This is a genomic window from Sphingomonas sp., assembly GCF_026460985.1.
Lineage (GTDB): Bacteria > Pseudomonadota > Alphaproteobacteria > Sphingomonadales > Sphingomonadaceae > Sphingomonas.
Window position 1 is genome coordinate 181,076 of sequence record NZ_JAPKNM010000001.1, and the last position, 21,528, is coordinate 202,603.

At 68.8% G+C, this 21,528-nt stretch carries 23 protein-coding genes; 9 read left to right on the top strand and 14 right to left on the bottom strand.

All coding sequences use genetic code 11. The features are described from left to right. The 4 genes from MT490_RS00900 to MT490_RS00915 form a co-directional block, all read right to left on the bottom strand. Entirely contained in the window at positions 1–708 is a 708-nt protein-coding gene (locus tag MT490_RS00900; RefSeq protein ID WP_297383417.1) for a DUF448 domain-containing protein, read from the bottom strand. 138 nt (positions 709–846) lie between these two features. Continuing rightward, positions 847–2,475, bottom strand: a complete 1,629-nt coding sequence (gene nusA / locus MT490_RS00905) for a transcription termination factor NusA (protein WP_297383419.1) — start codon at positions 2,473–2,475, stop codon at positions 847–849. Continuing rightward, complete coding sequence (gene rimP / locus MT490_RS00910) at positions 2,475–3,023, bottom strand: ribosome maturation protein RimP (RefSeq protein ID WP_297383421.1); 549 nt, start codon at positions 3,021–3,023, stop codon at positions 2,475–2,477. Before rimP ends, nusA begins: the two co-directional genes overlap by 1 nt. 126 nt (positions 3,024–3,149) lie before the next feature. After that, on the bottom strand, positions 3,150–5,027 hold the full coding sequence (locus MT490_RS00915; protein WP_297383423.1) for a S9 family peptidase: 1,878 nt from the start codon (positions 5,025–5,027) through the stop codon (positions 3,150–3,152). Positions 5,028–5,205: 178 nt separating this feature from the next. Here MT490_RS00915 and MT490_RS00920 point away from each other — a divergent pair, with 178 nt between their 5' ends. Both MT490_RS00920 and MT490_RS00925 read left to right on the top strand, forming a co-directional pair. Then, on the top strand, positions 5,206–6,381 hold the full coding sequence (locus tag MT490_RS00920) for a PQQ-dependent sugar dehydrogenase (RefSeq protein WP_297383425.1): 1,176 nt from the start codon (positions 5,206–5,208) through the stop codon (positions 6,379–6,381). Between the two features lie 28 nt (positions 6,382–6,409). Next, a complete protein-coding gene (locus tag MT490_RS00925; protein WP_297383427.1) occupies positions 6,410–7,594 on the top strand; it encodes a PQQ-dependent sugar dehydrogenase in 1,185 nt (394 codons plus the stop codon). On the opposite strand, the gene MT490_RS00930 is transcribed toward MT490_RS00925, so the two are convergent. Then, the gene (locus MT490_RS00930; protein ID WP_297383430.1) at positions 7,591–7,965 is read right to left on the bottom strand and encodes a PaaI family thioesterase; all 375 of its coding nucleotides are present in this window, start codon (positions 7,963–7,965) and stop codon (positions 7,591–7,593) included. The two genes, MT490_RS00925 and MT490_RS00930, sit on opposite strands and share 4 nt — an antisense overlap. Further along, positions 7,959–8,408, bottom strand: coding sequence for a PaaI family thioesterase (locus tag MT490_RS00935; protein WP_297383431.1), 450 nt, complete (start codon positions 8,406–8,408; stop codon positions 7,959–7,961). The genes MT490_RS00930 and MT490_RS00935 overlap by 7 nt, the downstream gene beginning before the upstream one ends. Before the next feature lie 132 nt (positions 8,409–8,540). Here MT490_RS00935 and MT490_RS00940 point away from each other — a divergent pair, with 132 nt between their 5' ends. The 6 genes from MT490_RS00940 to MT490_RS00965 all read left to right on the top strand — a co-directional run bounded on the left by MT490_RS00940 (position 8,541) and on the right by MT490_RS00965 (position 13,577). Then, positions 8,541–8,702, top strand: coding sequence for a hypothetical protein (locus MT490_RS00940; RefSeq protein ID WP_297383433.1), 162 nt, complete (start codon positions 8,541–8,543; stop codon positions 8,700–8,702). Between the two features lie 6 nt (positions 8,703–8,708). Next, on the top strand, positions 8,709–9,656 hold the full coding sequence (locus MT490_RS00945; protein WP_297383435.1) for a hypothetical protein: 948 nt from the start codon (positions 8,709–8,711) through the stop codon (positions 9,654–9,656). After that, positions 9,644–10,534: a transposase gene (locus tag MT490_RS00950; RefSeq protein ID WP_297383437.1), complete on the top strand. Its 891-nt coding sequence runs from the start codon at positions 9,644–9,646 to the stop codon at positions 10,532–10,534. The genes MT490_RS00945 and MT490_RS00950 overlap by 13 nt, the downstream gene beginning before the upstream one ends. A 49-nt stretch (positions 10,535–10,583) precedes the next feature. Continuing rightward, positions 10,584–11,219: a winged helix-turn-helix domain-containing protein gene (locus MT490_RS00955; RefSeq protein WP_297383440.1), complete on the top strand. Its 636-nt coding sequence runs from the start codon at positions 10,584–10,586 to the stop codon at positions 11,217–11,219. A gap of 48 nt (positions 11,220–11,267) precedes the next feature. Continuing rightward, positions 11,268–12,047, top strand: a complete 780-nt coding sequence (locus tag MT490_RS00960; RefSeq protein ID WP_297383442.1) for a crotonase/enoyl-CoA hydratase family protein — start codon at positions 11,268–11,270, stop codon at positions 12,045–12,047. A 336-nt stretch (positions 12,048–12,383) separates the two neighbouring features. After that, entirely contained in the window at positions 12,384–13,577 is a 1,194-nt protein-coding gene (locus MT490_RS00965) for a thiolase family protein (protein ID WP_297383444.1), read from the top strand. 175 nt (positions 13,578–13,752) lie between these two features. Here MT490_RS00965 and MT490_RS00970 read toward each other — a convergent pair whose 3' ends face one another. The 4 genes from MT490_RS00970 to rarD form a co-directional block, all read right to left on the bottom strand. Beyond that, on the bottom strand, positions 13,753–14,277 hold the full coding sequence (locus tag MT490_RS00970) for an SRPBCC family protein (protein WP_297383446.1): 525 nt from the start codon (positions 14,275–14,277) through the stop codon (positions 13,753–13,755). 69 nt (positions 14,278–14,346) lie between these two features. Next, the gene (locus tag MT490_RS00975) at positions 14,347–14,754 is read right to left on the bottom strand and encodes a VOC family protein (protein ID WP_297383448.1); all 408 of its coding nucleotides are present in this window, start codon (positions 14,752–14,754) and stop codon (positions 14,347–14,349) included. After that, positions 14,751–15,083 (bottom strand): metalloregulator ArsR/SmtB family transcription factor, encoded by a 333-nt coding sequence (locus tag MT490_RS00980; RefSeq protein WP_297383450.1) that lies wholly within the window; start codon positions 15,081–15,083, stop codon positions 14,751–14,753. Before MT490_RS00980 ends, MT490_RS00975 begins: the two co-directional genes overlap by 4 nt. A gap of 50 nt (positions 15,084–15,133) precedes the next feature. Beyond that, the gene (gene rarD / locus MT490_RS00985; protein ID WP_297383453.1) at positions 15,134–16,033 is read right to left on the bottom strand and encodes an EamA family transporter RarD; all 900 of its coding nucleotides are present in this window, start codon (positions 16,031–16,033) and stop codon (positions 15,134–15,136) included. Between the two features lie 116 nt (positions 16,034–16,149). Between rarD and MT490_RS00990 the strand changes: the two genes are divergently transcribed. Next, positions 16,150–17,100 (top strand): hypothetical protein, encoded by a 951-nt coding sequence (locus MT490_RS00990; protein ID WP_297383455.1) that lies wholly within the window; start codon positions 16,150–16,152, stop codon positions 17,098–17,100. A gap of 16 nt (positions 17,101–17,116) precedes the next feature. On the opposite strand, the gene MT490_RS00995 is transcribed toward MT490_RS00990, so the two are convergent. The 4 genes from MT490_RS00995 to MT490_RS01010 all read right to left on the bottom strand — a co-directional run bounded on the left by MT490_RS00995 (position 17,117) and on the right by MT490_RS01010 (position 21,425). Further along, on the bottom strand, positions 17,117–17,698 hold the full coding sequence (locus MT490_RS00995) for an MAPEG family protein (RefSeq protein WP_297383457.1): 582 nt from the start codon (positions 17,696–17,698) through the stop codon (positions 17,117–17,119). 1 nt (position 17,699) lies between these two features. Beyond that, a complete protein-coding gene (locus tag MT490_RS01000; protein WP_297383459.1) occupies positions 17,700–18,989 on the bottom strand; it encodes a dihydrolipoamide acetyltransferase family protein in 1,290 nt (429 codons plus the stop codon). Between the two features lie 5 nt (positions 18,990–18,994). Beyond that, positions 18,995–19,999 carry an alpha-ketoacid dehydrogenase subunit beta gene (locus MT490_RS01005; RefSeq protein WP_297383662.1) on the bottom strand — a complete coding sequence of 335 codons (1,005 nt, stop codon included), beginning with the start codon at positions 19,997–19,999 and terminating at the stop codon, positions 18,995–18,997. A gap of 160 nt (positions 20,000–20,159) precedes the next feature. Next, on the bottom strand, positions 20,160–21,425 hold the full coding sequence (locus tag MT490_RS01010; protein WP_297383460.1) for a 3-methyl-2-oxobutanoate dehydrogenase (2-methylpropanoyl-transferring) subunit alpha: 1,266 nt from the start codon (positions 21,423–21,425) through the stop codon (positions 20,160–20,162). Positions 21,426–21,528: the final 103 nt, after the last annotated feature.

Below are 21,528 nucleotides of genomic sequence, written 5' to 3' on the forward strand. Positions count from 1 at the left end.
TCAAAGTCCTTCAGTCGAGTTCGTCGTATTCTGCGACCCGCTCGGCGGGAACGCCGATGCGCCCTGCGAGCCGGTTTCGCAAGGGCGGGGAACGGGGTCGGGTCCGATAAAGTGCAGCCACCGGTCGAGCGCGTCGCTCACCCGCTTGGCCGCTTTGGCGTCGGTAAGGCCGGCATGTACCACATTTTCGCGGCCCAGCGCCAAGGACAATATGGTGCGCGGGACGGGCAATGTTAACCCCTTGCGCCCGCTGCCTTCCATATCCGATCCGACGCGCCATGCCTGGGCGAGCTTGCCGGCGCCGTCCTCACCCGCGTCCGACGCGTGGAGGAGCAGATGGAGCTTGCCCGAGCGCGCGGCCTTGTCGAGCTTCTCGCCGCCGGTGGTGACGTGCCCCGCCTTGGCCTCGAGCCCGAGCCGATCGAGCGCGCCCCGCTGGAGCTGGCTCGCGATTCGTTCGCCGAGATCCTCGGGGATGCGGATGTCCTGGGTCCTGAACGCCCGCGCGAGCGCGCCGCGCAATTTGCCCTTGGCCTGCGCGGCCTCGAGTTCGGCGCGGTCCACGCCGATCCATGCGCCCCGGCCGGGGGCCTTGGCGCGGATATCGGGCAGCACCTCGCCGTCGGGCGAGAGCACGAGCCGGATCAGCCCGTCGCGCGGCGATTCCTCGCGCGCGAGGATGCAGGTGCGGATGGGGTCATGACTCATAAGCCCCTCCCCTTCAGGGGAGGGGTTGGGGGTGGGGCAGGTGTCTCACCGAGACCTTCGCCTGCCGCACTGCCCCACCCCAACCTCTCCCCTGAAGGGGAGGGGCTGAAGAAGAGCCCAGCGCTTACGCCAGCGGTATCATTGCCCGGAGTCCGCAACAGCGTCCTCCGCACCGGCCGGAGCCGGCTCCTCGTCCGCGAACCAGTGCGCGCGGGCGGCCATGATGATCTCGTTGCCCTGCTCGTCGCTGAGGCCGTACTCGGCAAGCACGCCGCCCTTGTCCTCGGCGCGCTCCGACGAACGCGCATTCTCGGCGCGGCGGCGCGGCTCCTGGCGCTTCTTCTGGACGAGCTCGTCGGTGGCGAGATCGGCGAGGTCGTCGAGCGTCTTGATGCCCGCCTTGCCGAGCGTGACCAGCATCGCCTCGGTCAGATAGGGCATGGTCGCGAGATCGTCCTCGACGCCCAGCGCGCGGCGCTCGGCGCGGTTGGCTTCCTCGCGGCGCTCGAGCGCTTCCTGCGCGCGGCTCTGCAGCTCCTGGCCGAGCTCCTCGTCGAAGCCCTCGATGCTCGCAATCTCGTCGAGCTCGACATAGGCGACCTCCTCGAGGCTGCCGAAGCCTTCGGCGACGAGCAGCTGCGCGAGCGTCTCGTCGACGTCGAGCTCGTTCTGGAACAGCTCGCTATTCTGGACGAACTCGCGCTGGCGCTTCTCGGAGGCGTCGGCCTCGGTGAGGATGTCGATCGCCTTGCCGGTGAGCTGCGAGGCGAGGCGGACATTCTGGCCGCGACGGCCGATGGCGAGGCTGAGCTGGTCGTCGGGGACGACGACTTCGATGCGGTCGTCCTCTTCGTCGATCACGACGCGGCTGACATTGGCCGGCTGGAGCGCGTTGACCACGAAGGTCGCGGTGTCGGGCGACCAGGGGATGATGTCGATCTTCTCGCCCTGCATCTCCTGGACGACCGCCTGGACGCGGCTGCCCTTCATGCCGACGCAGGCGCCGACCGGGTCGATCGACGAATCGTGGCTGATCACGCCGATCTTGGCGCGCGAGCCCGGATCGCGGGCGGCTGCCTTGATCTCGATGATGCCGTCGTAGATCTCGGGGACTTCCTGCGCGAACAGCTTCTTCATGAAGTCGGGGTGCGCGCGGCTGAGGAAGATCTGCGGACCGCGATTCTCGCGGCGGACGTTGAGGATGATCGAGCGGACGCGATCGCCGACGCGGACGACCTCGCGCGGAATCTGCGCGTCGCGGCGGATCACGCCCTCGGCGCGGCCCAGGTCGACCACGACATGGCCGAACTCGACCCGCTTGACCACGCCGGTGATGATCTCACCCATGCGGTCCTTGAATTCCTCGAACTGGCGCTCGCGCTCGGCGTCGCGGACCTTCTGGAAGATGATCTGCTTCGAGGCCTGGGCCTGGATGCGGCCGAATTCGATCGGGGGCAAAGGATCGACGATGAAGTCGCCGATCTTGGCGTCCCTCTGGAGCTTCTGCGCGCCCTTGAGGTCGACCTGCTTGAAATAATCGTCGACCGCCTCGACCACTTCGACGACGCGCCACAGGCGAAGATCGCCGGTCTGCGGATCGAGCTTGGCGCGGATGTCGTTCTCGCTGCCATAGCGGTTCTTGGCGGCGCGCTGGATCGCGTCCTCCATCGCCTCGATCACGATCGCCTTGTCGATCAGCTTCTCGCGCGCGACCGAATCGGCGATCGCGATCAGCTCGGCCCGATTGGCGGAAATGGCAGTGGCCATCAGTCTTGTTCCTCTGCTTCGAATTCTTCTGCGCCCTCAGTGGAGAGCGGCGCGGTTGCGGCGATGAGTGCGTCGGTCATCAGCAGCTTGGCGTCCGCTATCTTGGCGAACGGCACCGTGACCTGCTTGTACTTGTTGACGTCGATGCTGACCTGCTCGCCGTCCACGCCGAGCAATATGCCGGTCAGCTGCTTGCGGCCATCCTCGGTCGGCTCGCTCAGATTGATGCGGGCCTCGTGGCTCTTCCAGTCCTCGAAATCCTGGAGGCGGGTGAGCGGGCGATCGATGCCGGGCGAGCTGACCTCGAGCCGGTATGCGTGGTCGATCGGATCGCGACCGGCGGCTTCGAGTTCGTCGAGCCGGTCCGAGATGCGGCGCGAGAGATCGGCGCAATCGTCGATCGTCAGCTGGCGCGTGTCGGGGCGCTCGGCCATCACCTGGAGCGTCGGATCGGACTGGCCGCCGAACATCTTGACGCGCACGAGCGCGAGCCCGAGCGCCTTGGCTTCGGGTTCGATCAGGCTGGTCAGTGCGGCGATGTCCGCCATCGGGTCTCCGGCATCAGATAAGCAGCTTCAGCGCCGGAGCCCTGCTGGGCCCCGACCTCGGCATGTTTGACGATGTCGAGAAAGCAGGAGCGATATACGCGCTCGCTGTCGTGCAAGCAAGTGGGGCTAGGCGGGGTTGTGCGCCGCGAGGAATCGGCCGACCCGTTCGAGGAAGTCGGCATTGTCGGCCGGACCCTCGAGCGTGTGCCCCTGGCCCTGATAGGCGACATAATCGTGCGCGCGCCCTAGGCGGGTCAGCGTCTCGTGGAGGCGCACCGACTGATCGGGCGGGACGGTGTCGTCGGCGGTGCCGTGCGCGATCAGCAGGGGGATGCGGAGCGCCGCGGCGCGGGCGATGGGCGAAAGCAGGTCGAGCGAGGGCGCGTCGCCCTGGATGCGCGCCTTCCACGCGCGATAGGCGCGCTCTTCGAAGGTCTTGTGGTCGAAGGCGAGCTGCGCGCCGACGTCGGAGATGCCGGCGAAGCTCACCGCGCAGCGATAGCGCGAGGCGTCGCTCGTCGCGGCGCGCATCGCCGCATAGCCGCCATAAGAGGCGCCCATGATGCAGACGCGATTCGGATCGGCGACGCCCTGGCCGGCGAGCCAGTCGACGCCGTCGTCGAGATCGTCCTGCATGCCGCGGCCCCACTGGCCGTCGCCCTTGGCGACGAAGGCGCGGCCGAAGCCGGTCGAGCCGCGATAATTGGGCTGGAGCACGGCATAGCCGCGATCGGCGAGATACTGGACCCAGGGATCATAGCCCCAGCTGTCGCGCGCGAACGGCCCGCCATGCGGCATGACGATCAGCGGCAGCCCATGCGCGGGGCGGCCGGCGGGCAAAGTGAGGTAGCCGGTGATCTCGAGCCCGTCCCGGGCACGGTAGCGGATCGCGCGCATCTCCGCGGGCTTGCCGGCGAGCGTCGGGCTGACCGCGCCGACCAGGACCGCGCGGCCTTCGGCGAAGAGATAGAAGGCGCCCGGATCGCCCGCCGATTCGCTGAACACCAGGATGCGGGCGCGGTCCGCGCTCGCGCCCATCACGCGATTGGCGCGCCCGGGCAGCGCCGCGTCGATCTGCGCCTGGCGCTGCGCGGTCTCGGGAGTGAACCAGCGCGTCGCGGGGCGATCGGCGGAGGTGTCGACGCCGAGCAGGCGGCCATCGGGATCGGTCTGGAAGCCTTCGAGATCGACCTGCGCATCCTCATAGAGCAGGGCGCCGAGCCGCCCCTCGGCGAAATCATAGGCATAGAGCCCGACCCGGCCGCCCGGGGTCTGGGCCAGCGCATAGCCGCGATCCGTGCCGCGGATCGGCACGAAGCGCTCGATTCCCGAGCGGGTGTCCCCCGCGCCGCGCGTCGAGCGGCTGAAGCGGTCATGCTCGTTTTTGCGATAGAGCAGCCAGGAGCGCTTGCCGTCCTGCGCCATGCCGGCGCGGATCACACCGGCCGAATCGGCGTACCAGTCCCAGACATGGTCCTGGGGCATGACTTCGAGCGTGGTGGCGCCGGTGGCGAGGTTCACGCGATAGACGCCGGGCGTAGGCCGCCCCGGAACCGCCGAGACGAGCAGCAGGAACGCGCCGTCGGGCGAGACATGGAGCACTTCGTCCCCCGCGTCCGGACGCGGCGCACCGAGTTGGACCAGCGCGCCCGTCGTGAGATCGACCCGGACGAGTCGGCTGGCGGCGTCCGGCCCCTCGCGGAGCAGGCTGACGAGCAGGTGGTCGGGACCGAGCCAGCGATGCCATTCGAGCCGCTCGGACTCGGGCAGCGCGATCGGGCGTACCGATGGCGCGGCACCGGACATGTCGAAAAGCGCGAGGCGCGGCCGGCCCTGGATCAGCGCGCGCGCCGCGACGCGCCGGCCGTCGGGCGAAAGCGTCGCATCCTCGATCGCGGCCTGCGCGAAATAGTCGGCCGCGGGGCGCGCCGCGGGCTGCGCCGCCGCGGGGACCATCTGCACGAGCGCACACAGGACCGCGCCCAGAAAATACCGTCCGATCACCTAGATCCGCCCCAAGCTCTCTATTGGCTGCTCAATGGCGCATGGAACAAAATTGCGCAACTTGGGGTTTTTACGCAATTTTTTGATACGCAGCCGGAATGAGCGCGGGCGGGTCTGGACGGCGGCGCGCAACTGGGGGATGTGCGTTCGGGCGATCAACGACTTCAAGGTGGAACCGATGCGCAAGCTCCGCATGATCCTTCCGGCGGCGGCGCTGCTCGCCGCGTGCAATTCGCAGTCAGGCGCGGTGGCGCAGGACACGCCCACGCCGGCGGCGGGGCTTCCATTCAAGGTGACGCCCGTCGCCGATTTCGAATCGCCTTGGGCGATGACCTTCCTGCCCGACGGATCGATGCTCGTCACCGAGAAGCTGGGCAGGTTGCTCCACGTCTCGGCGGACGGGAAGCAACGCCAGACGGTCGCGACCTTTCCGGTCGATTCGGCCGGCCAGGGCGGGCTGATGGACGTCGTGCTCGCGCCCGACTTCGCCCAAAGCCGGCACGTCTATCTGAGCTATTCGACCGCGGACGAGGGCGGAAAGGGCGTCGTGCTGGTGCGCGGGCAGTTGCATGATGGCAACGACGTCTGCTCGACAAACAATGAGTGTTGGAGGGAAAGGGAACCGGAATTGACCGGCGTCACCGAGCTGTTCCGCGCGACGCCGTTCGTCTCGGGCAACGGCCATTATTCGGGACGCATCGCCTTCTCGCCCGACGGCAAGTACCTGTTCTTCACCAATGGCGAGCGCCAGAAGTTCGATCCTGCGCAGGATCCCAAGGCGACGCTCGGCAAGGTGCTGCGGCTGACCCCCGACGGCAAGCCCGCGCCGGGCAATCCGCTCGCGACGCAGGGCTTCCACCCGGCGGCCTGGTCCTACGGGCACCGCAACCTGCTCGGCATCGCCTTCGATTCGGCGGGCAATCTCTGGGAGCAGGAGATGGGGCCGAAGGGCGGCGACGAAGTGAACCTGATCCTGCCGGCCAAGAATTACGGCTATCCGATCGTCTCCGACGGCGATCATTATGACGGCCGCCCGATCCCCGATCACGACACACGGCCCGAGTTCGAGAAGTACAAGGTGATGTGGAACCCGGTGATCAGCCCCGGCGGGCTGATCGTCTATTCGGGCAGGATGTTCCCACAATGGAAAGGGGACTTGTTCATCGGCGGTCTTTCGAGCCAGTCGCTGGTGCGCGTCGACGTGAACGGCACCGACGCCAGGAAGGGCGACCAATGGCCGATGGGCGCGCGCATCCGCGAGGTCGAGGAAGGGCCCGACGGCGCGATATTCGTGCTCGAGGACGGCGACGATGGCTCCCAGGGGCGGCTGCTGCGTTTGACCCCTGCCGGCTGAGGATTTCCGCCGGCGGGAGGAGCCTTTGATGCGATTTACCCTGTTGCTGGCGGGCGCGGCGCTGGCCACGCTTTCGGCGTGCAGTGGCGGTGGCGGCGGCGGCATGGTCACGCCGACACCCACGCCTTCGCCCAGCGCCTCGCCGACTCCTGCGCCATCCCCCACGCCTACGCCGACGCCGATCGCGTCGGTGCAATCGACCGCGGTGGCGACCTTCGCCTTGCCCTGGGCGATGGTTTTCCTCCCCGACGGGCGCGCCTTGGTGACCGAGAAGGGCGGCGCGCTACGCATCGTCACGCAGGCGGGAGCCAAGTCCGCCGCGCTCGGCGGCGTTCCCGCGGTCTCGGCCGGCGGACAGGGCGGACTGCTCGACGTGGCGCTGCATCCCGACTTCGCGACCAACCGGCTCGTCTATCTGAGCTATGCCGAGGCGGGCAGCGGGGGCGCCGGCCTCGCGGTGGCGCGCGGCACTTTGGTCGAGGACAATGCCGGCCCGCGGCTGACCGGCACCGCGATGATCTGGCAACAGATGCCCAAGGTGGGCGGCACCGGGCATTTCGGCGGGCGGATGGCGTTCGGGCCGTCGGGGCACCTCTTTGTCACCGCGGGCGAACGCCAGCAGGGATCGCCCGCGCAGGACCTGACCAAGACGCTCGGCAAGATCGTCCGCCTCAACGCCGACGGCAGCGTCCCGGGCGACAATCCATTCGTCGGCACCGCCGGCGCGCGCCCGGAGATCTGGTCCTACGGCCACCGCAATCCCTATGGCCTGTTCTTCGATTCCGCCGGACTGCTGTGGGAGAACGAGATGGGGCCCGCCGGGGGCGACGAGTTCAACCTGATCGCGCGCGGCGGCAATTACGGCTGGCCCAACGCCTCGAACGGGCAGGATTATGACGGAAGCAACATCCCCGACCATGCGCCGGGGGACGGCTATATCGCGCCGCTCGCCTGGTGGACCCCGGTGATCGCACCGGGGGGCATGATCCTCTATTCGGGCAGCCTGTTCGGCGCATGGCAGGGCGATGCGATCATCGCGGGGCTGGTGAGCCAGGGGCTGGTGCGCGTGCGCTTCACCCCGACCAGCGCCGCCGAGGTGCAGCGCATCCCGCTCGGCCAGCGTATCCGCGAAGTCGAGCAGGGCCCCGACGGCGCGATCTGGGTGCTCGAGGATTCGAGCAACGGCCGCCTGCTCCGGCTGACGCCGGGCTAGCGAACGATCAGATAGTTCATCCTTGCCGCGGCGATGGGGCGATCGGGCTCGTCCTGCCACGCCACCGCCTCGACATTGGCGACGCGGGTGCCGAGCCGCGTGACGGTGCCGCGGGCGCGGGTGGGCTTGTCGCGGCCACCGCGCATGTAGTCGACGGTGAGGTTGATCGGCTTGACCCGCACCGCGCCCTCGGCGGCGAGCGCCTGTTTGAGCGCGCCGACCGCGGCCATTTCGAGAAGCCCTCCGATCGCGCCGCCGTGGAGGAAGCCGGGGCGGCCGACCACATCGATCGCGAAGGGCATCACGAGCGTCGGCGCGGTCTCGCCCGGCTCCACCTCGAGCCCGAGCAACTGGGCATAGGGGATCACCAATAGCCCTCCACCGCCATGAACGTCCCGGCGACGTGCGCGAGCGGATCGTCCGGATCGCCGTCATGCGCCTGGCCGCGCACGAACGCGATCGAGCGGGTGATGCGATAGCATTCGCCGCGGCCGATCACGGTGTGGCCGGGCCGCGCCGGGCGCAGATAATCGATGCGCAGGTCGAGCGTGGCGTGCCCCTTGAACCCATCGAGCTTGAGCCAGACGCCGACGCTGGTCGCCATGTCCATCAAAGCGAGGATCGGCCCCGAGGCGATGATGCCCGAGGCCTCGTCGCCGACCAGGTCGGGATGATAGGGGAGCGCCAGCTCGGCCCAGTCCTCGCCATGATCGTGATAGACGATCCCCAGCCTTCCGCCATGCCCGCCGAAGCGGCCGCCGAACAGCTTTCGGGGATCGAAGGCGCGCCCCGGGGGCGTCTCGCTGTCGCTCATCGCCTTGCCCTAGCGCGCGGCGATGGGGCGCGCAAACCGGCGGCCCTCCTCACATTACACGGTTGTAACGTGCATGGTCGCGCCATCGCGATCTAGCCTCTCTCTCGGGTACTTTCCGGGGGGGAAGGGAATATGGGACTGTTGCAGATCGATCCCGGCGAGATCGTCGAGCTGGGAACGCAGGTGGCGATGCACGGTGCGATGCGCGCGGCCGAGGTGTTGAGCGCGGACGATCTTTTCGAGATGCTCGTCGGGATCGCCGCGCTGATCTACGAGATCGCGCCGGGCGGCTGAGCGCGGATGAACGACGTGACCGAGGCGGTGCGCGCGGCGATCGTGGCGGCGCGGGGGCCGGGGCGTGTCGCGATCGACCGATGGTGCGCGGGAGCGGCGTTCCAGGCCGCGCGCTCCGCCTTCGCTGATTGCGAGGACGCTCCCGAGCGCGCTGCCGATGCTGCGGAGCGGCTGCTGGCGGACCCGGGATGGGCGGAGGCGATGCTCGCGCCGCTGGTCGAGGCGTTGGCCGCGGATCCGCTGTTCGAGCCGCCGTTCAAGGTGCATCGCGATGCGCTGCGGACCGGTGCGGTGTTGTTCGACTGCCCCGCCGCGTCGATTGCGGCGAGCGTCACCAATGCCGCGGCCCTAACGGTCCGGCCGCCGGCGACGATCGTCTTCACCGGCAGGATCGCCGTGACGCGCACGGTCAAGGCGGGCGGCGCGCGGCTCAGGCGCTGGCGGACGGAGGCGCCGGGGCTCGGCGGCGCAGCGCACGCGCCGCGCTGCACGCCGATGGCGCCGATCGCGCTGCGGGACGGCGGGGTGCATCGCATCGACGGCCGGACGCAGGCGCAATTGGTCTCGGATGCCGAGAGCGACGTGGTGACGATCGTAGCGACGATCCGCGCAGGGGCGATGCCGCTGATGCGCGAATATTCCATCGCCGGGGGGGCGCTGGTCCGCGTCGCCGATGCCGACGATCGGCCGTCGCGCACCGAGATGCTGCTGCGTTTCCTGCGCGCGGCCGGGCGGACGGATGCGGGCGGATGCTTCGCCGAGGCGACGCACGCACCGGGCTTTCACCTGCGCTGGGCGGCGATGCGCGAATGGCTGGCGCTCGATGCCGCGGCGGCGGCGCCACGGCTGGCGGAGATGGCGCGCGGCGACCTCGAAGCCGAGGTGCGGGAAGCGGCGTCGCGCATGCTCCCGATCGTCGAACGGCGCCTGGCGGAAGCGCGATGCCCCGCCTGATCGAGCCCGGCACGGGCGACGCGATCGAGCTCGGCGAACTGGTCGAGGCGCTCGACGCCACGCGCTTCGACGCACGCGACGAGGAGGAATTCGCGGCGCTGGGCCCCCTGCTCGCGCGGCTGGGGCGCAATCGCGATTTCCTCGCCGAGCTGGCGATCGGCGAGCTCAAGGGGCGGTGCGAGGCCCAACATCGCGGCAACGGCTATGGCGCGCAGGTCTTCCTGCTCCATCCGCCCAATGGGCGCACCGTGCTCCGCGCCAATTTCTGGCCGGCGCGCGCCGATCCGGTGGTGCGCGCCAGCGGCACGGACGCCTTTTTCTACGACCTGCCGCACGATCATAATTTCCCTTTCTTGACTTATGGTTATCTGGGACCGGGCTATTGGAGCGATTATTTCGAATATGAGGTCGGCGCGATCGCAGGGGTACCGGGGGAGGACGCCCGGCTGCGCTTCGTCGAGCGCTCGCGGCTCGAACAGGGCAAGCTGATGCTCTACCGGATGCGCCGCGACATTCACGTCCAATTGCCCCCCGACGATTTCTCGGTCTCGCTCAACATCCTCGGCGCCGATCCGAGCCAGCCCTGGCTCGACCAATTTCGCTTCGACATCCGCCGCGGCACTATCGCGCAGGGACTCACCTGCACCGCGGCGGAGGCCCTGCTCGCGGTCGCGGTGCATGTCGCCAACGGCCAGGACCTCGCGGCGGCGTTTCTCCGGCATCATCCCTGCGACCGGATGCGCGTGACCGCGCTCGACGCGCTCGCCTCGGCGATCCCCGAAGACGCCACAGTGCAGCTCGAGCGGGCCGCTGCTTCGCCCAGCGCCTATCTGGCGGGCCACGCGCGGCTGCGGCTGGCCGCGCGAGCTGATCCGTAACGGAGGCAGTCTGGTCCGAAGCAGCGCGATCGCGCGCTAGGCTGCACCGGTGGCCGCAATCATCGCATGCGCACTCGACATCCCCGAGCTCCACCAGGCTGCGGGCGCGCGCGGGCTGTGCCTGGTGCCGATCGCGCCGGGCGCCCTGGGCCATAGCGGGGCGCAGGCGGCGATCATCGGGCTCGACGGCCGCGATCCTGCGAGCTGCGTGGAGATGGTGCGCGCGCAGGGCTGGCGCGGCGCGCTGATGCTGGCGATCTCCAGCGAGTGCGGCGTGAGCATCGAAGGCGCGCTTGATGCGGGGGCCGACGACGCGGTGGCGCTTCCCGCCTGCCCCGGCGAGATCGTCGCGCGGCTCGCGGCGCGGCTGCGCGCGCGCCCGCTGACGATCGCACTGGGCGGTCTGCGGATCGATCCGGTCGAACGGCGCGTGGAACGCGACGGCCGAGCGATCGCGCTGCTGCCGCGCGAATATGCGCTGCTGCTCCACCTCGCGCACTCCGCGGGACGCTGCGTCGGGCGCGACGAGCTGCTCGCCGCCGTCTGGGGACTGCGCTTCGATCCGGGCACCAATGTCGTCGAGGTCCATGTCTCGCGGCTGCGCGCCAAGCTCGACCGCGGGTTCGCGGCGCCGATGCTGGTGACCGACAAGGGACGCGGATACCGGCTCGTCGCGCCGGGCTGACCGCGCGTGCGGATTGGCGTAGCGTGCGCAGCAGAGAGAGGAGCCGCAATGACCGAGCAGCGCGTCACCATCCACGTCGAGGCGCATGTCGCCCAGGTCCGGCTCGCGCGGCCGGACAAGCTCAACGCGCTCGATCCGGCGATGTTCGCCGCGCTGATCGACGCGATCGCGCAATTGGAGGCGATGCCGGGGCTGCGCGCGGTGATACTCTCGGGCGAGGGGCGCGGTTTCTGCGCCGGGCTCGACATGGCGAGCATGGCGGGCGCCGGATCGGGAATCGACCTCGCGGCACGCACGCACGGGCTCGTCAACGACTTCCAGCAGGTCGCCTGGGGCTGGCGGACGCTGCCGGTGCCGGTGATCGCCGTAGTGCACGGCGTCGCCTTCGGAGGCGGGCTGCAGATCGCGAGCGGGGCGGACGTGCGGATCGCCGCGCCCGATGCGAGGCTGTCGGTGATGGAGATGAAATGGGGGATCGTCCCCGACATGGCGGGCTTCGCCTTGTGGCGGGGCAATGTGCGCGACGATGCGCTCCGCGAACTGGTCTATACCGCGCGCGAGTTCAGCGCGGAGGAAGCGCAGGCTTTGGGCTTCGTGACGCGCGTGGCGGGCGATCCCCATGCCGAGGCGATGGCGCTCGCCCAGGCGATCGCCGGGCGCAACCCGCAGGCCGTCCGCGCGGCCAAGCGGCTCGCCAATCTCGAGGCCGACGCCGCAGGCATCCTCCTCGCCGAGAGCGCCGAGCAGGCGGCGCTGCTCCGCTCGCCCAATCAGATCGAGGCGGTGATGGCCAACATGCAGAAGCGCGCGCCGAACTTCACCGACTGAGCCTTGCAATCGGAGCACTCGCCGCTAGGGCCTGTACCCCTTGCCCACAACGGCCAGGATCGCCCGGAGACGTGCGCTGGCAAGGAAGCTCGCGCAGCGCGGGCTGGTGGCCCGTGCAAGCGGGCTGACGCAGTCCAGCGTGCGTCTCCGGGCGACCGCGAAGCGGCTGGCGGCTTTTGGCGCACAGCAGCGTCATTCGTCGGTCTCGATGGCACCGCATCGCTCCCTCCTCATTCCTCCCTGTGCGCCAAAATCCGCTCCGTCATGGCCATTGCGGGTAAGGGGTACAGGCCCTACACCGGACTCCATACCCGAAACTCGAAAAGCGAGTGCTGGATGCGAGAGGCTGCCATCGTTTCGACCGCGCGGACCGGCGTGGGCAAGGCCGGGCGCGGCTGGTTCAACCAGACCGAGGCGCCGGTGCTCGCCGCGCATGTGATCAACGCGGCGATCGCGCGCGCCGGGATCGATCCGGGCCGGATCGACGACGTCTTCTACGGGATGGGCAACCAATGGGGGACGCAGGGCGGCAACATGGCGCGCCTCGCTCTGTTCGCGGCGGGCGTCCCGGATAGCGTCCCGGCCTTCAGCCTCGACCGCAAATGCGGCTCGGGGCTGACCGCGATCGCGCTCGCCGCACGCTCGATCATGACCGACGAGATCGACGTCGCGCTCGCAGGCGGCATGGAATCGATCAGCCTGACGATGCAGAACGCACCGCGCGTGGTGAACCGATCGGTGATCGAGCGGGTGCCGGCGGCCTATATCCCGATGATCGAGACCGCCGAGATCGTCGCCGAGCGCTACGGGATCAGCCGCGCGGCGCAGGATGCGTTCGCGGCGGAGAGCCAGCAGCGCGCCGCCGCGGGGCTCGCCACGGGCGCCTTCGCCGAGGAGATCGTGCCGATCACGGTCGAGAAGGCGCTGTACGACAAGCAGGGCAATCGCACCGGCAGCGAGACGGTGACGGTGACCCAGGACGAAGGGATCCGGCTGGGCACGACCGTGGAGGCACTCGCCGGGCTGCAGGCCGTATGGAAGGATGGCGACTTCGTGAAGGAGGGGCGGAACGTCACTGCGGGCAATGCCAGCCAGCTCTCCGACGGCGCCGCCGCGCAGATCCTGATGGACCGCCGAACGGCCGAGGCCGAGGGCAGGGAGATCCTGGGCATCTATCGCGGCTTCCAGGTCGCCGGCTGCGCGCCCGACGAGATGGGAATCGGCCCGGTCTTCGCGGTGCCCAAGCTGCTCGCGCGCGCGGGGCTGACGGTCGCGGATATCGGCCTGTGGGAGATTAACGAGGCGTTCGCCAGCCAGTGCCTCTATTGCCGCGACACGCTCGGCATCGATCCCGAGCGGCTCAACGTCAACGGCGGCGCGATCGCGATCGGGCACCCGTTCGGGATGACCGGATCGCGGCTCGTCGGCCATGCGCTGATCGAGGGGCGCAAGCGCGGGGTGCGCTTCGTGGTCGTCTCGATGTGCACCGCCGGCGGCATGGGCGCTGCGGGGTTGTTCGAGATACCGTAAGGCGTGTCGACATTCAGCCTTCCTATCCTCCCCCGCCAGGGGGAGGTGGCATGCGAAGCATGACGGAGGGGGCGGAAGCGCTATGCTCAATTGGAGAGTGCACTGCCTACCTCCCCCTCCGACGCCTTCGGCGCCACCTCCCCCTGGCGGGGGAGGATTTGAATGTTGATACCACTCAGACCAGCCCCAGCGCCCTGGCCGCGGCGGCCTCGGCCTGGGCGTGCAGCGCCCAGAAACTGGCGATGTGCTTGCCCTCCAGCCGGCGCTCGAGCACCGCGAGATGCGCGCCCCAGCCGCCGCCGAAATTGCGCGCGTCGTCGGGGCCGCGCAGGCCCGCATGGGTGAGGACGAGGCGCGTGCGCGCGTCGCCGATCCGCGTGAGCTCGATCGTGACCTCGCCCGCCTCGCCGCCCGACCAGCTGAAGGCGATCAGCCGCGGCGGCTCGAGCCGCGTGATCTTCTCCGACCAGGCCTTGCCGTCATAGGGGGCGTAGCGTTCGGGCATCGGATCGGGTTCGTCGGCGAGGTTGCCGTGGCGCATCGTCATGCCGATCGTGCCGCCTTCGCGCAGGTCGGTCGGCCCGCCCATGAACCAGCGCGCGCGGAGCTCCGGATCGACCAGATATTGCCAAACGGTCTCGACGGGGGCGGCGAGGTCGCGTTCGAAACGCAGCGTCTCGCCGGTGATCGAATCGGCCATCTCAATTCTCCAATATGCGAGCGCCATCGAAGGCGAATCCTCGCTTGATCTCGGGGATGACGGAGCCGCTCATCCCTTGGGCTTCTCGTAGAGCATGATCCAGTTGCCGACGGTGTCGTCGAAGGTCGCCATTGACGGCATGGCGGCATCGCCCACGCTCGGCGGCCCCTTGAAGACCACGCCCGCGGCGGAGAGCCGGGCATGTTCGGCGGCGATGTCGTCGACCTGGAAGGCAGTGAGCGGAATGCCCCGCTCCTTCAGCGTCGCCTGATAGGCCTTCACGAAGTCGAAGAAATTGGGCTCGAGCGAGATGCGCGCGCCTTCCGGATCCTCGGGGCCCGCGAGCGTGATCCAGTGCGGCGCGCCGGGAGGGCCGGTCAGCACGTCTTCCTTGAGGACGAACCCCAGGGTGTCGCGATAGAAAGCGAGCGCCTTCGCCTGATCGTCGACGATGATGCTGAGCAGCGTGACCTTCATGCGTCTCTCTCCTTGTCGGCTTCGATCAGCGCCTCGAGCCGGTCGAGCCGCAGCGTCCAGAATTGCTCCCACTGGCGCAGCCACTTGTCGGCCTCGGCAAGCGGACCTGCATTGAGCCGGCAGAGCTGGTTGCGGCCGACCTTGCGCCGCGCGACGAGCCCGGCGCCTTCGAGCACCTTCACATGCTTGGCCGCGCCCGCGAAGGTCATCGCGAAAGGCTCGGCCAGCTCGCCGATCGATTTCTCGCCGAGCGCCAGCGTGGCGAGCATGCCGCGCCGCGTGGGATCGGCGAGCGCGTGGAAGGTCGTGTCGAGTCGTTGTTCAACCATATGGTTGAATTTGGCCCCGGCACTCGATTAGTCAACCATATGGTTGAATATCAGGTTCGCGCGACCTCGGACGCACGCACGGCGCGGATGCTGTCAAAGGCATAGAGCGCGCAGCCGGCCCAGATCAGCGTGAACGTGACGATATGGACCGAACGCACGGGCTCGCCGAAGATCAGCACGGCTTCGGCGAATTGCAGCGAAGGCGCGATATATTGCAGCAGCCCCAAGGTCGCGAGCGGCAGCCGGCGCGCGGCGGCGGCGAACAACAGCAGCGGCAGCGCGGTGACCACCCCGGCGAGCGCGAGCAGCCAATCGAGATTCGTCGACTGGCCGAAGGCGTTGGTGCCCGCCTGGCTGGCATGGAGCAGCAGCGCGATGCTGAACGGCGCGAGCAGCAGGGTCTCGACGGTGAGCCCGCCGAGCGCGTCGATCGCGGCGACTTTGCGGAGCAGGCCGTAGAAGCCGAAGCTGAGCGCCAGCAGCAGCGACAGCCACAGTGCGCCGCCGCCGCTGATCGCGAGAACGAGCACGCCCGCCGCGGCGACGGCGATCGCGGCCGCCTGGAACCGGCGCAGCCGCTCGCCGAGAAAGGCGAAGCCGAGCGCGACATTGACGAGCGGGTTGATGAAATAGCCGAGGCTGGCTTCGAGCACATGGCCGTTCTGGACCGCCCAGATATAGACGATCCAGTTGATCCCGATCATCAGCGCGCTGCCGACGAGCAGCAACAGGGTGCGCCCGCGCGCCGCGGCGAGGATCGTGGGCCCGCGGCGCAGCACGAGGATCAGCAGCAGGAGCAGGCCGAGCGACCAGAGCACGCGATGCGCGAGCACCTGAAGGGCGGGAACGTCCTTCAGCAGATGGATGTAGAGCGGCAGGACGCCCCAGAGCGTGTAGGAACCGACACCGAAGGCGAGCCCCGCGGCGCCGGGCTGGGACGAGTTGCGCATGTGCCCCCTTCGCCTGTCGGTCCGGATCGGGCAAGGGCGACGCGCTTGGGCGGCGACAAGCAACCCTTGTCACCGCCGCGAAGCCCGCTAGCTTTGGCGGCCAAAGGGGGGAAATCATGGAGGAATTCGAGGAATCGGCGCCCCCGGCGCCGTATGATCATCCTGTGCTCGCGACGCTGGCGGGAATCGCCTTGCTGGTTCTCGGCGCGCTGCTGCTGCCGCGGATCGCGCCGCAACAGCCGCTGGCGGTGCTGCTGGGCACGGGCGCGGCCCTCGCGCTGCTGCTGTGGGGGATCGGCTTCGCGGTGACCACGCGCCATTCGGCGACCGGCTGGAAGCTGGGTTCGCTGGCATTGCTCGTGGCGGCGGGACTGGGCGCGGCGCTGATCGCGCACGGCCAGTACCAGACGGTCGCCCGCGCCGATGCGAGCAGCTTCGCCGAAGTCGAGTTCGGTCCCGGCGGCGCGGCGCAGGCTCCGGCGGGCGCCGCGGCACGCGGGCCGCTCTCGCGGATGTTCGTCGAGGCCGTTACCGCGGACGCGCAGGCCAAGCGCGACTTCGGGACGGCGTTCGGACGTCTCGGCGTCGGCAATCTGACCAGTCCCTATCTGCTCGAGCAGGATCCGCGGGCCCTGGCGCAATGCGCCGCGATCCGGGAGCTGCAGTCGCTGGCCAAGTCGCAGGCGGCCGCCCGCAGCCAGCGCGCCAAGGCGCTGGCGGACGCCCTCGAAGCCGCCAACCTGCCGGCGAAGACGAAGCAGGGCATCGCCACGATGGCGAATGCGCGCAACGATTCGACCGATCCGCTCCTCGCCAACCAGCTCGCAATGACCGAGACGACGGCCGAATTGTGCGCGCTGCTGGCCAAGCGCAGCTGGTTCAACAGCAACAGCTATTTCGGCTTCCGCAGCACCGCCGACGAGGCAGGCTTCCGCGCGCTGTCGAAACGCCGGATGGAGCTGGCGGGCGAAGCCGAGCGGATCGAACGCGCCGGCGAGGCACGCATGACGGAGGGACGCGACAGGGTGCGCGAGATGCTCGGCAAGTCGATCTTCGCGGGCGGCTGAGCCGGCCCCGGACCGGTCAGGCTGCCGGCCTCCGGAGCGCGACGAACAGGTAGATCTCGACCAGCACGAACGGACCGAGCAGCGCCGCGGTGCCGGCCCAGCCGGCGAGCGCATGCCCGAACACGCCGACACCGTAGACGAGCAGGGCCAGGCTGATCCCCATCGAGAAGACCCCGATCCCGCGCCACATCGGGTCGACATGATAGCCGATCCAGTACGCCCAGCGGCCCAGGGTCCAGACGATCGCCGTGGCGGCGACGACGCGCAGGTCGCTCGCATGATGCGCGAGCAGGAACAGCCCGGGGACGAACAGAGCCGCCTGCTCGAGCGTATTGCGGAGATAGCGCTGGTTCACCTCCAGCCGCCGCGAATCGGCCCCGGCCAGGGGATCGATCGAGGCATGGAACAGCCGCTCGTGCGCCACCGCCTCGATGCCGAGCGCCAGCGTGAGCAGGAGCGCGGCGGCGCTGCACCCCAGCGCGAACGCCATTGGATCGCCTTGGATGGGCGGCAGCGCATGGCAAAGCGCGACCCAGAGCAGCCCTGCCGGCGGGAGCGACAGCCCGACCGCCAGCGCGATCTTGCCCCGCGGCGTCATCTCAATCGGCGAAGAGCAAGACGGGGGTCTCGAGCAGCTTCTTGAGCGCCTGGACGAAGCTCGCCGCGTCCCAGCCGTCGACGACGCGGTGGTCGCAGCTGATCGACAGGTTCATCAGCTTGGCGCGGACGATCTCGTCGCCCACGAAGATAGGCCGCTCGACGATCTTGTTGGGGCCGATGATCGCGACCTCCGGCCGGTTGATCACCGGGGTGGTGGCGATCCCGCCCAAGGGCCCGAGCGACGTGACGGTGAGCGTCGAGCCGCTCAGTTCCTCGCTCTTCGCCTTGCCGGTGCGCGCGGCCTCGGCCAAGCGGCCGATCTCGCTCGCGAGCTGCCAGACGTTGCGGTCCTGCGCATCGCGGATCACCGGGACCATGAGGCCCGCATCGGTCTGCGTCGCCATGCCGAGATGGACGCGGCCGTGGCGCGTGATCAGGCCCGCCTCGTCGTCGTAGCGCGCGTTGATCATCGGGAAAGCGGGGATCGTCCGGCAGATCGCGACGATCAGGAAGGGCAGCATCGTCAGCTTGGGGCGATTGCCGCGATTGGCGTTGAGATCGCCGCGCATATCTTCCAGCGCAGTGACGTCGATCTCCTCGACATAGGTGAAATGCGGGATCGCGCGCTTCGACGCGGCCATGTTCTCCGCGATGCGGCGGCGCATGCCGATGACCTTGACCGGCACGTCCTCGCGCGCGCGGCTGGCGTGCGGGGCGTGATAGCCCTGGGCCTGGCCGTAGCGGAGATAGGCGTCGAGATCGGCATGGCGGACGCGATCGGAATCCGACTTCACCGAGGCAAGGTCGATGCCGAGGTCCCGCGCGCGGGCGCGGACGGCGGGGGAAGCGAGGACGTGGCGGTGCGGAGCGGCCACGCTCTCCCCGTTCGCCCTGAGCTTGTCGAAGGGCTGTTCTTCCTTCTGCGGCTCGGATGAAGAGGAGGACGGCGCTTCGACAGGCTCAGCGCGAACGGTGGGTTGGGCCACTTCCTCGACGCCCGGATTCTCCGCCTCGATCACTTCCTCGGCCGGCCCTTCGGCGCCATCGCCATCGGTCTCCACGACCATCAGCGCCGAACCGATCGCGACCTGGTCGCCGACCTCGCCCGCGAGCGCGACCACCACGCCCGACACCGGCGACTCCATCTCCACTGTCGCCTTGTCGGTCATCATGTCGGCGACCTGCTGGTCCTCCTCGACACGCTCGCCGACGCGCACGTGCCAGGCGACGATCTCGGCCTCGGCAATGCCTTCGCCGATATCCGGCAGGCGAAACGTGAAACGAGCCATCGCGGTCAGTCCTTCAGGAGTTTCTTGAGCGCCTCGCCGATGCGGACCGGGCCGGGGAAATAGGCCCATTCGAGGCTGTGGGGATAGGGCGTGTCGAAGCCGGTGACGCGTTCGATCGGGGCTTCGAGATGATAGAAGCAGCGCTCCTGGACGAGCGCGGAGAGCTCGGCACCAAAGCCCGAGGTGCGCGTCGCCTCGTGGACGATCATGCAGCGACCGGTCTTCTTCACCGACGCCTCGATCGCTTCGATATCGAGGGGCACAAGCGTGCGCAAGTCGATGATCTCGGCGTCAACGCCCAGTTCCTCGATCGTGTTGGCAACGACATGGACCATCGTGCCGTAGCAGAGGATCGTCACTGCTTCGCCGCTGCGCACCGTCGCCGCCTTGCCGAGCTCGACGCGGTAATGGCCCGCGGGCACTTCGGCAGCAGGATGATCGGCCCAGGTCTTGGCCGGGCGGTCATAATGGCCGTGAAACGGGCCGTTATAGATGCGCTTGGGCTCGAGGAAGAGGACGGGATCGTTGTCCTCGATCGCTGCGATCAGCAGCCCCTTGGCGTCATAGGGCGTCGACGGGATCACCGTCTTGATCCCTGAGACGTGCGTGAAGATGCCCTCGGGCGACTGGCTGTGCGTCTGGCCGCCGAAGATGCCGCCGCCATAAGGCGAGCGCACCGTGATCGGCGCGGTGAAATCGCCGTTCGAGCGATAGCGCAGCCGCGCCGCCTCGGAGACCAACTGGTCGAGCGCCGGATAGATATAGTCGGCGAACTGGATCTCGGGGACCGGGCGCAGGCCATAGGCGCCCATGCCGATCGCGACGCCGACGATGCCGATCTCGGTGATCGGCGTGTCGAAGGCGCGGGTCTTGCCGTACTTGGCCTGGAGCCCCGCAGTGGCGCGGAAGACGCCGCCGAAATAGCCGACATCCTCGCCCATCACGACCACATTCGGGTCGCGTTCCATCATCACGTCCATGGCGGAGTTGATCGCCTGGATCATGTTCATGCGGGTCATTCTCCCTCTCCCATCGGGAGAGGGAGGGAGCCGCGAAGCGGCGGAAGGGTGAGGGTGATGCGAGGGCTTGCGCTCACCCTCACCTTCCCACTCGGCTGCGCCGAGCGGGCCCCTTCCTCTCCCAAAGAGAGAGGAGTGTGTGCATTCATCGTCATATCCCCGCCGCCTTGCGCTCGGCGATCATCTGCTCGGATTGCTCCCGGAGGTGCCACGGCGTCTCCTCGAACACGCCTTCGAACATCGTCTCGAAGGGCTGGTGGAGGCCGTGGCCGAGGATGCCGTTCTTCTCGGCTTCCTTCTGCGCGCGCTTCACTTCCTCGGCGAGCGCGAGGTCCTGTGCGGCGTGGCGCGCCTCGTCCCACTCGCCGATCGCGATAAGATGGTCCTTGAGGCGCCGGATCGGATCGCCGAGCGGCCAGGCATTGGGCTCGCCCGCAGAGCGGTACGCGGTGGGGTCGTCCGAGGTCGAGTGGCCCTCGGCACGATAAGTGAAATGCTCGATCAGCGTCGGGCCCTGGTTGGTGCGCGCGCGCTCGGCCGCCCACTCAGTGGCGGCATAGACCGCAAGCGCGTCGTTGCCGTCGACGCGCAGCCCGGCAATGCCATAGCCTACCGCGCGCGCAGCGAAGGTGGTCGCCTCGGCGCCGGCGAAGCCCGAGAAGCTGCTGATCGCCCATTGATTGTTGACAACGTTGAGGATGACCGGCGCCTTGTAGACGGTCGCGAAGGTCATCGCCGAGTGGAAGTCGCCCTCGGCAGTCGAGCCCTCGCCGCACCAGGTCGCGGCGATGCGGGTGTCGCCCTTGGCCGCGCTCGCCATCGCCCAGCCGACCGCCTGCGGATATTGCGTCGCGAGATTGCCCGAGATCGAGAAGAAGCCGTGATCCTTGGCCGAGTACATGATCGGCAGCTGGCGCCCTTGCAGCGGATCGCCCTTGTTCGAGTAGATCTGGTTCATCATCGTGACCAGCGGATAGCCGCGCGTGATCAGGATCCCCTGCTGGCGATAGGAGGGGAAGCACATGTCGTCCGACGCCAGCGCCATCGCGGCGGCGACCGAGACGGCCTCCTCGCCGGTCGACTTCATGTAGAAGCTGGTCTTGCCCTGGCGCTGGGCGCGGAACATCCGCTCGTCGAAGGCACGGGTGAGCGCCATTGCGCGGAGCATCTTCCGGAGCGCTTCCGGATCGAGCCGCGGGTTCCAAGGGCCGACCGCCTGGCCCGATTCGTCGAGCACGCGGACGAGCGTATAGGCCAGCTCGCGGAAGCTGCTCGCGGGCTCGGCGGTGTCCGGACGGCGGGCGGAACCCGCGGGCGGAACCACGACATCACTGAAGTCGGCTTCGTCGCCCGGGCGGAAGCGCGGCTCCGGCACGTGCAACGAAAGCGGCGGCAAATTGGCGCGCGGGGCGTCCATGATCTCTCCGAATTACGGCCCGTATCGTTCCGGAGAACGCACGGACTCGGGTTCCGGACGCTTGTTATAAAATTTCAAAGCCGCTGTCGAGAAGGTCAGCAAG

Bases quoted from the DNA above. Each gene is read 5' to 3' on its own strand.
- nusA (WP_297383419.1), bottom strand. From the start codon at position 2,475: ATGGCCACTGCCATTTCCGCCAATCGGGCCGAGCTGATCGCGATCGCC.
- MT490_RS00900 (WP_297383417.1), bottom strand. From the start codon at position 708: ATGAGTCATGACCCCATCCGCACCTGCATCCTCGCGCGCGAGGAATCG.
- MT490_RS00995 (WP_297383457.1), bottom strand. From the start codon at position 17,698: ATGACGCCGCGGGGCAAGATCGCGCTGGCGGTCGGGCTGTCGCTCCCG.
- MT490_RS00980 (WP_297383450.1), bottom strand. From the start codon at position 15,083: ATGGTTGAACAACGACTCGACACGACCTTCCACGCGCTCGCCGATCCC.
- MT490_RS00935 (WP_297383431.1), bottom strand. From the start codon at position 8,408: ATGAGCGACAGCGAGACGCCCCCGGGGCGCGCCTTCGATCCCCGAAAG.
- MT490_RS00965 (WP_297383444.1), top strand. From the start codon at position 12,384: ATGCGAGAGGCTGCCATCGTTTCGACCGCGCGGACCGGCGTGGGCAAG.
- MT490_RS00945 (WP_297383435.1), top strand. From the start codon at position 8,709: ATGAACGACGTGACCGAGGCGGTGCGCGCGGCGATCGTGGCGGCGCGG.
- MT490_RS01010 (WP_297383460.1), bottom strand. From the start codon at position 21,425: ATGGACGCCCCGCGCGCCAATTTGCCGCCGCTTTCGTTGCACGTGCCG.
- MT490_RS00970 (WP_297383446.1), bottom strand. From the start codon at position 14,277: ATGGCCGATTCGATCACCGGCGAGACGCTGCGTTTCGAACGCGACCTC.
- MT490_RS00960 (WP_297383442.1), top strand. From the start codon at position 11,268: ATGACCGAGCAGCGCGTCACCATCCACGTCGAGGCGCATGTCGCCCAG.
- MT490_RS00950 (WP_297383437.1), top strand. From the start codon at position 9,644: ATGCCCCGCCTGATCGAGCCCGGCACGGGCGACGCGATCGAGCTCGGC.
- MT490_RS01000 (WP_297383459.1), bottom strand. From the start codon at position 18,989: ATGGCTCGTTTCACGTTTCGCCTGCCGGATATCGGCGAAGGCATTGCC.
- MT490_RS00925 (WP_297383427.1), top strand. From the start codon at position 6,410: ATGCGATTTACCCTGTTGCTGGCGGGCGCGGCGCTGGCCACGCTTTCG.
- MT490_RS00920 (WP_297383425.1), top strand. From the start codon at position 5,206: ATGCGCAAGCTCCGCATGATCCTTCCGGCGGCGGCGCTGCTCGCCGCG.
- MT490_RS00940 (WP_297383433.1), top strand. From the start codon at position 8,541: ATGGGACTGTTGCAGATCGATCCCGGCGAGATCGTCGAGCTGGGAACG.
- MT490_RS01005 (WP_297383662.1), bottom strand. From the start codon at position 19,999: ATGAACATGATCCAGGCGATCAACTCCGCCATGGACGTGATGATGGAA.
- MT490_RS00990 (WP_297383455.1), top strand. From the start codon at position 16,150: ATGGAGGAATTCGAGGAATCGGCGCCCCCGGCGCCGTATGATCATCCT.
- rimP (WP_297383421.1), bottom strand. From the start codon at position 3,023: ATGGCGGACATCGCCGCACTGACCAGCCTGATCGAACCCGAAGCCAAG.
- rarD (WP_297383453.1), bottom strand. From the start codon at position 16,033: ATGCGCAACTCGTCCCAGCCCGGCGCCGCGGGGCTCGCCTTCGGTGTC.
- MT490_RS00975 (WP_297383448.1), bottom strand. From the start codon at position 14,754: ATGAAGGTCACGCTGCTCAGCATCATCGTCGACGATCAGGCGAAGGCG.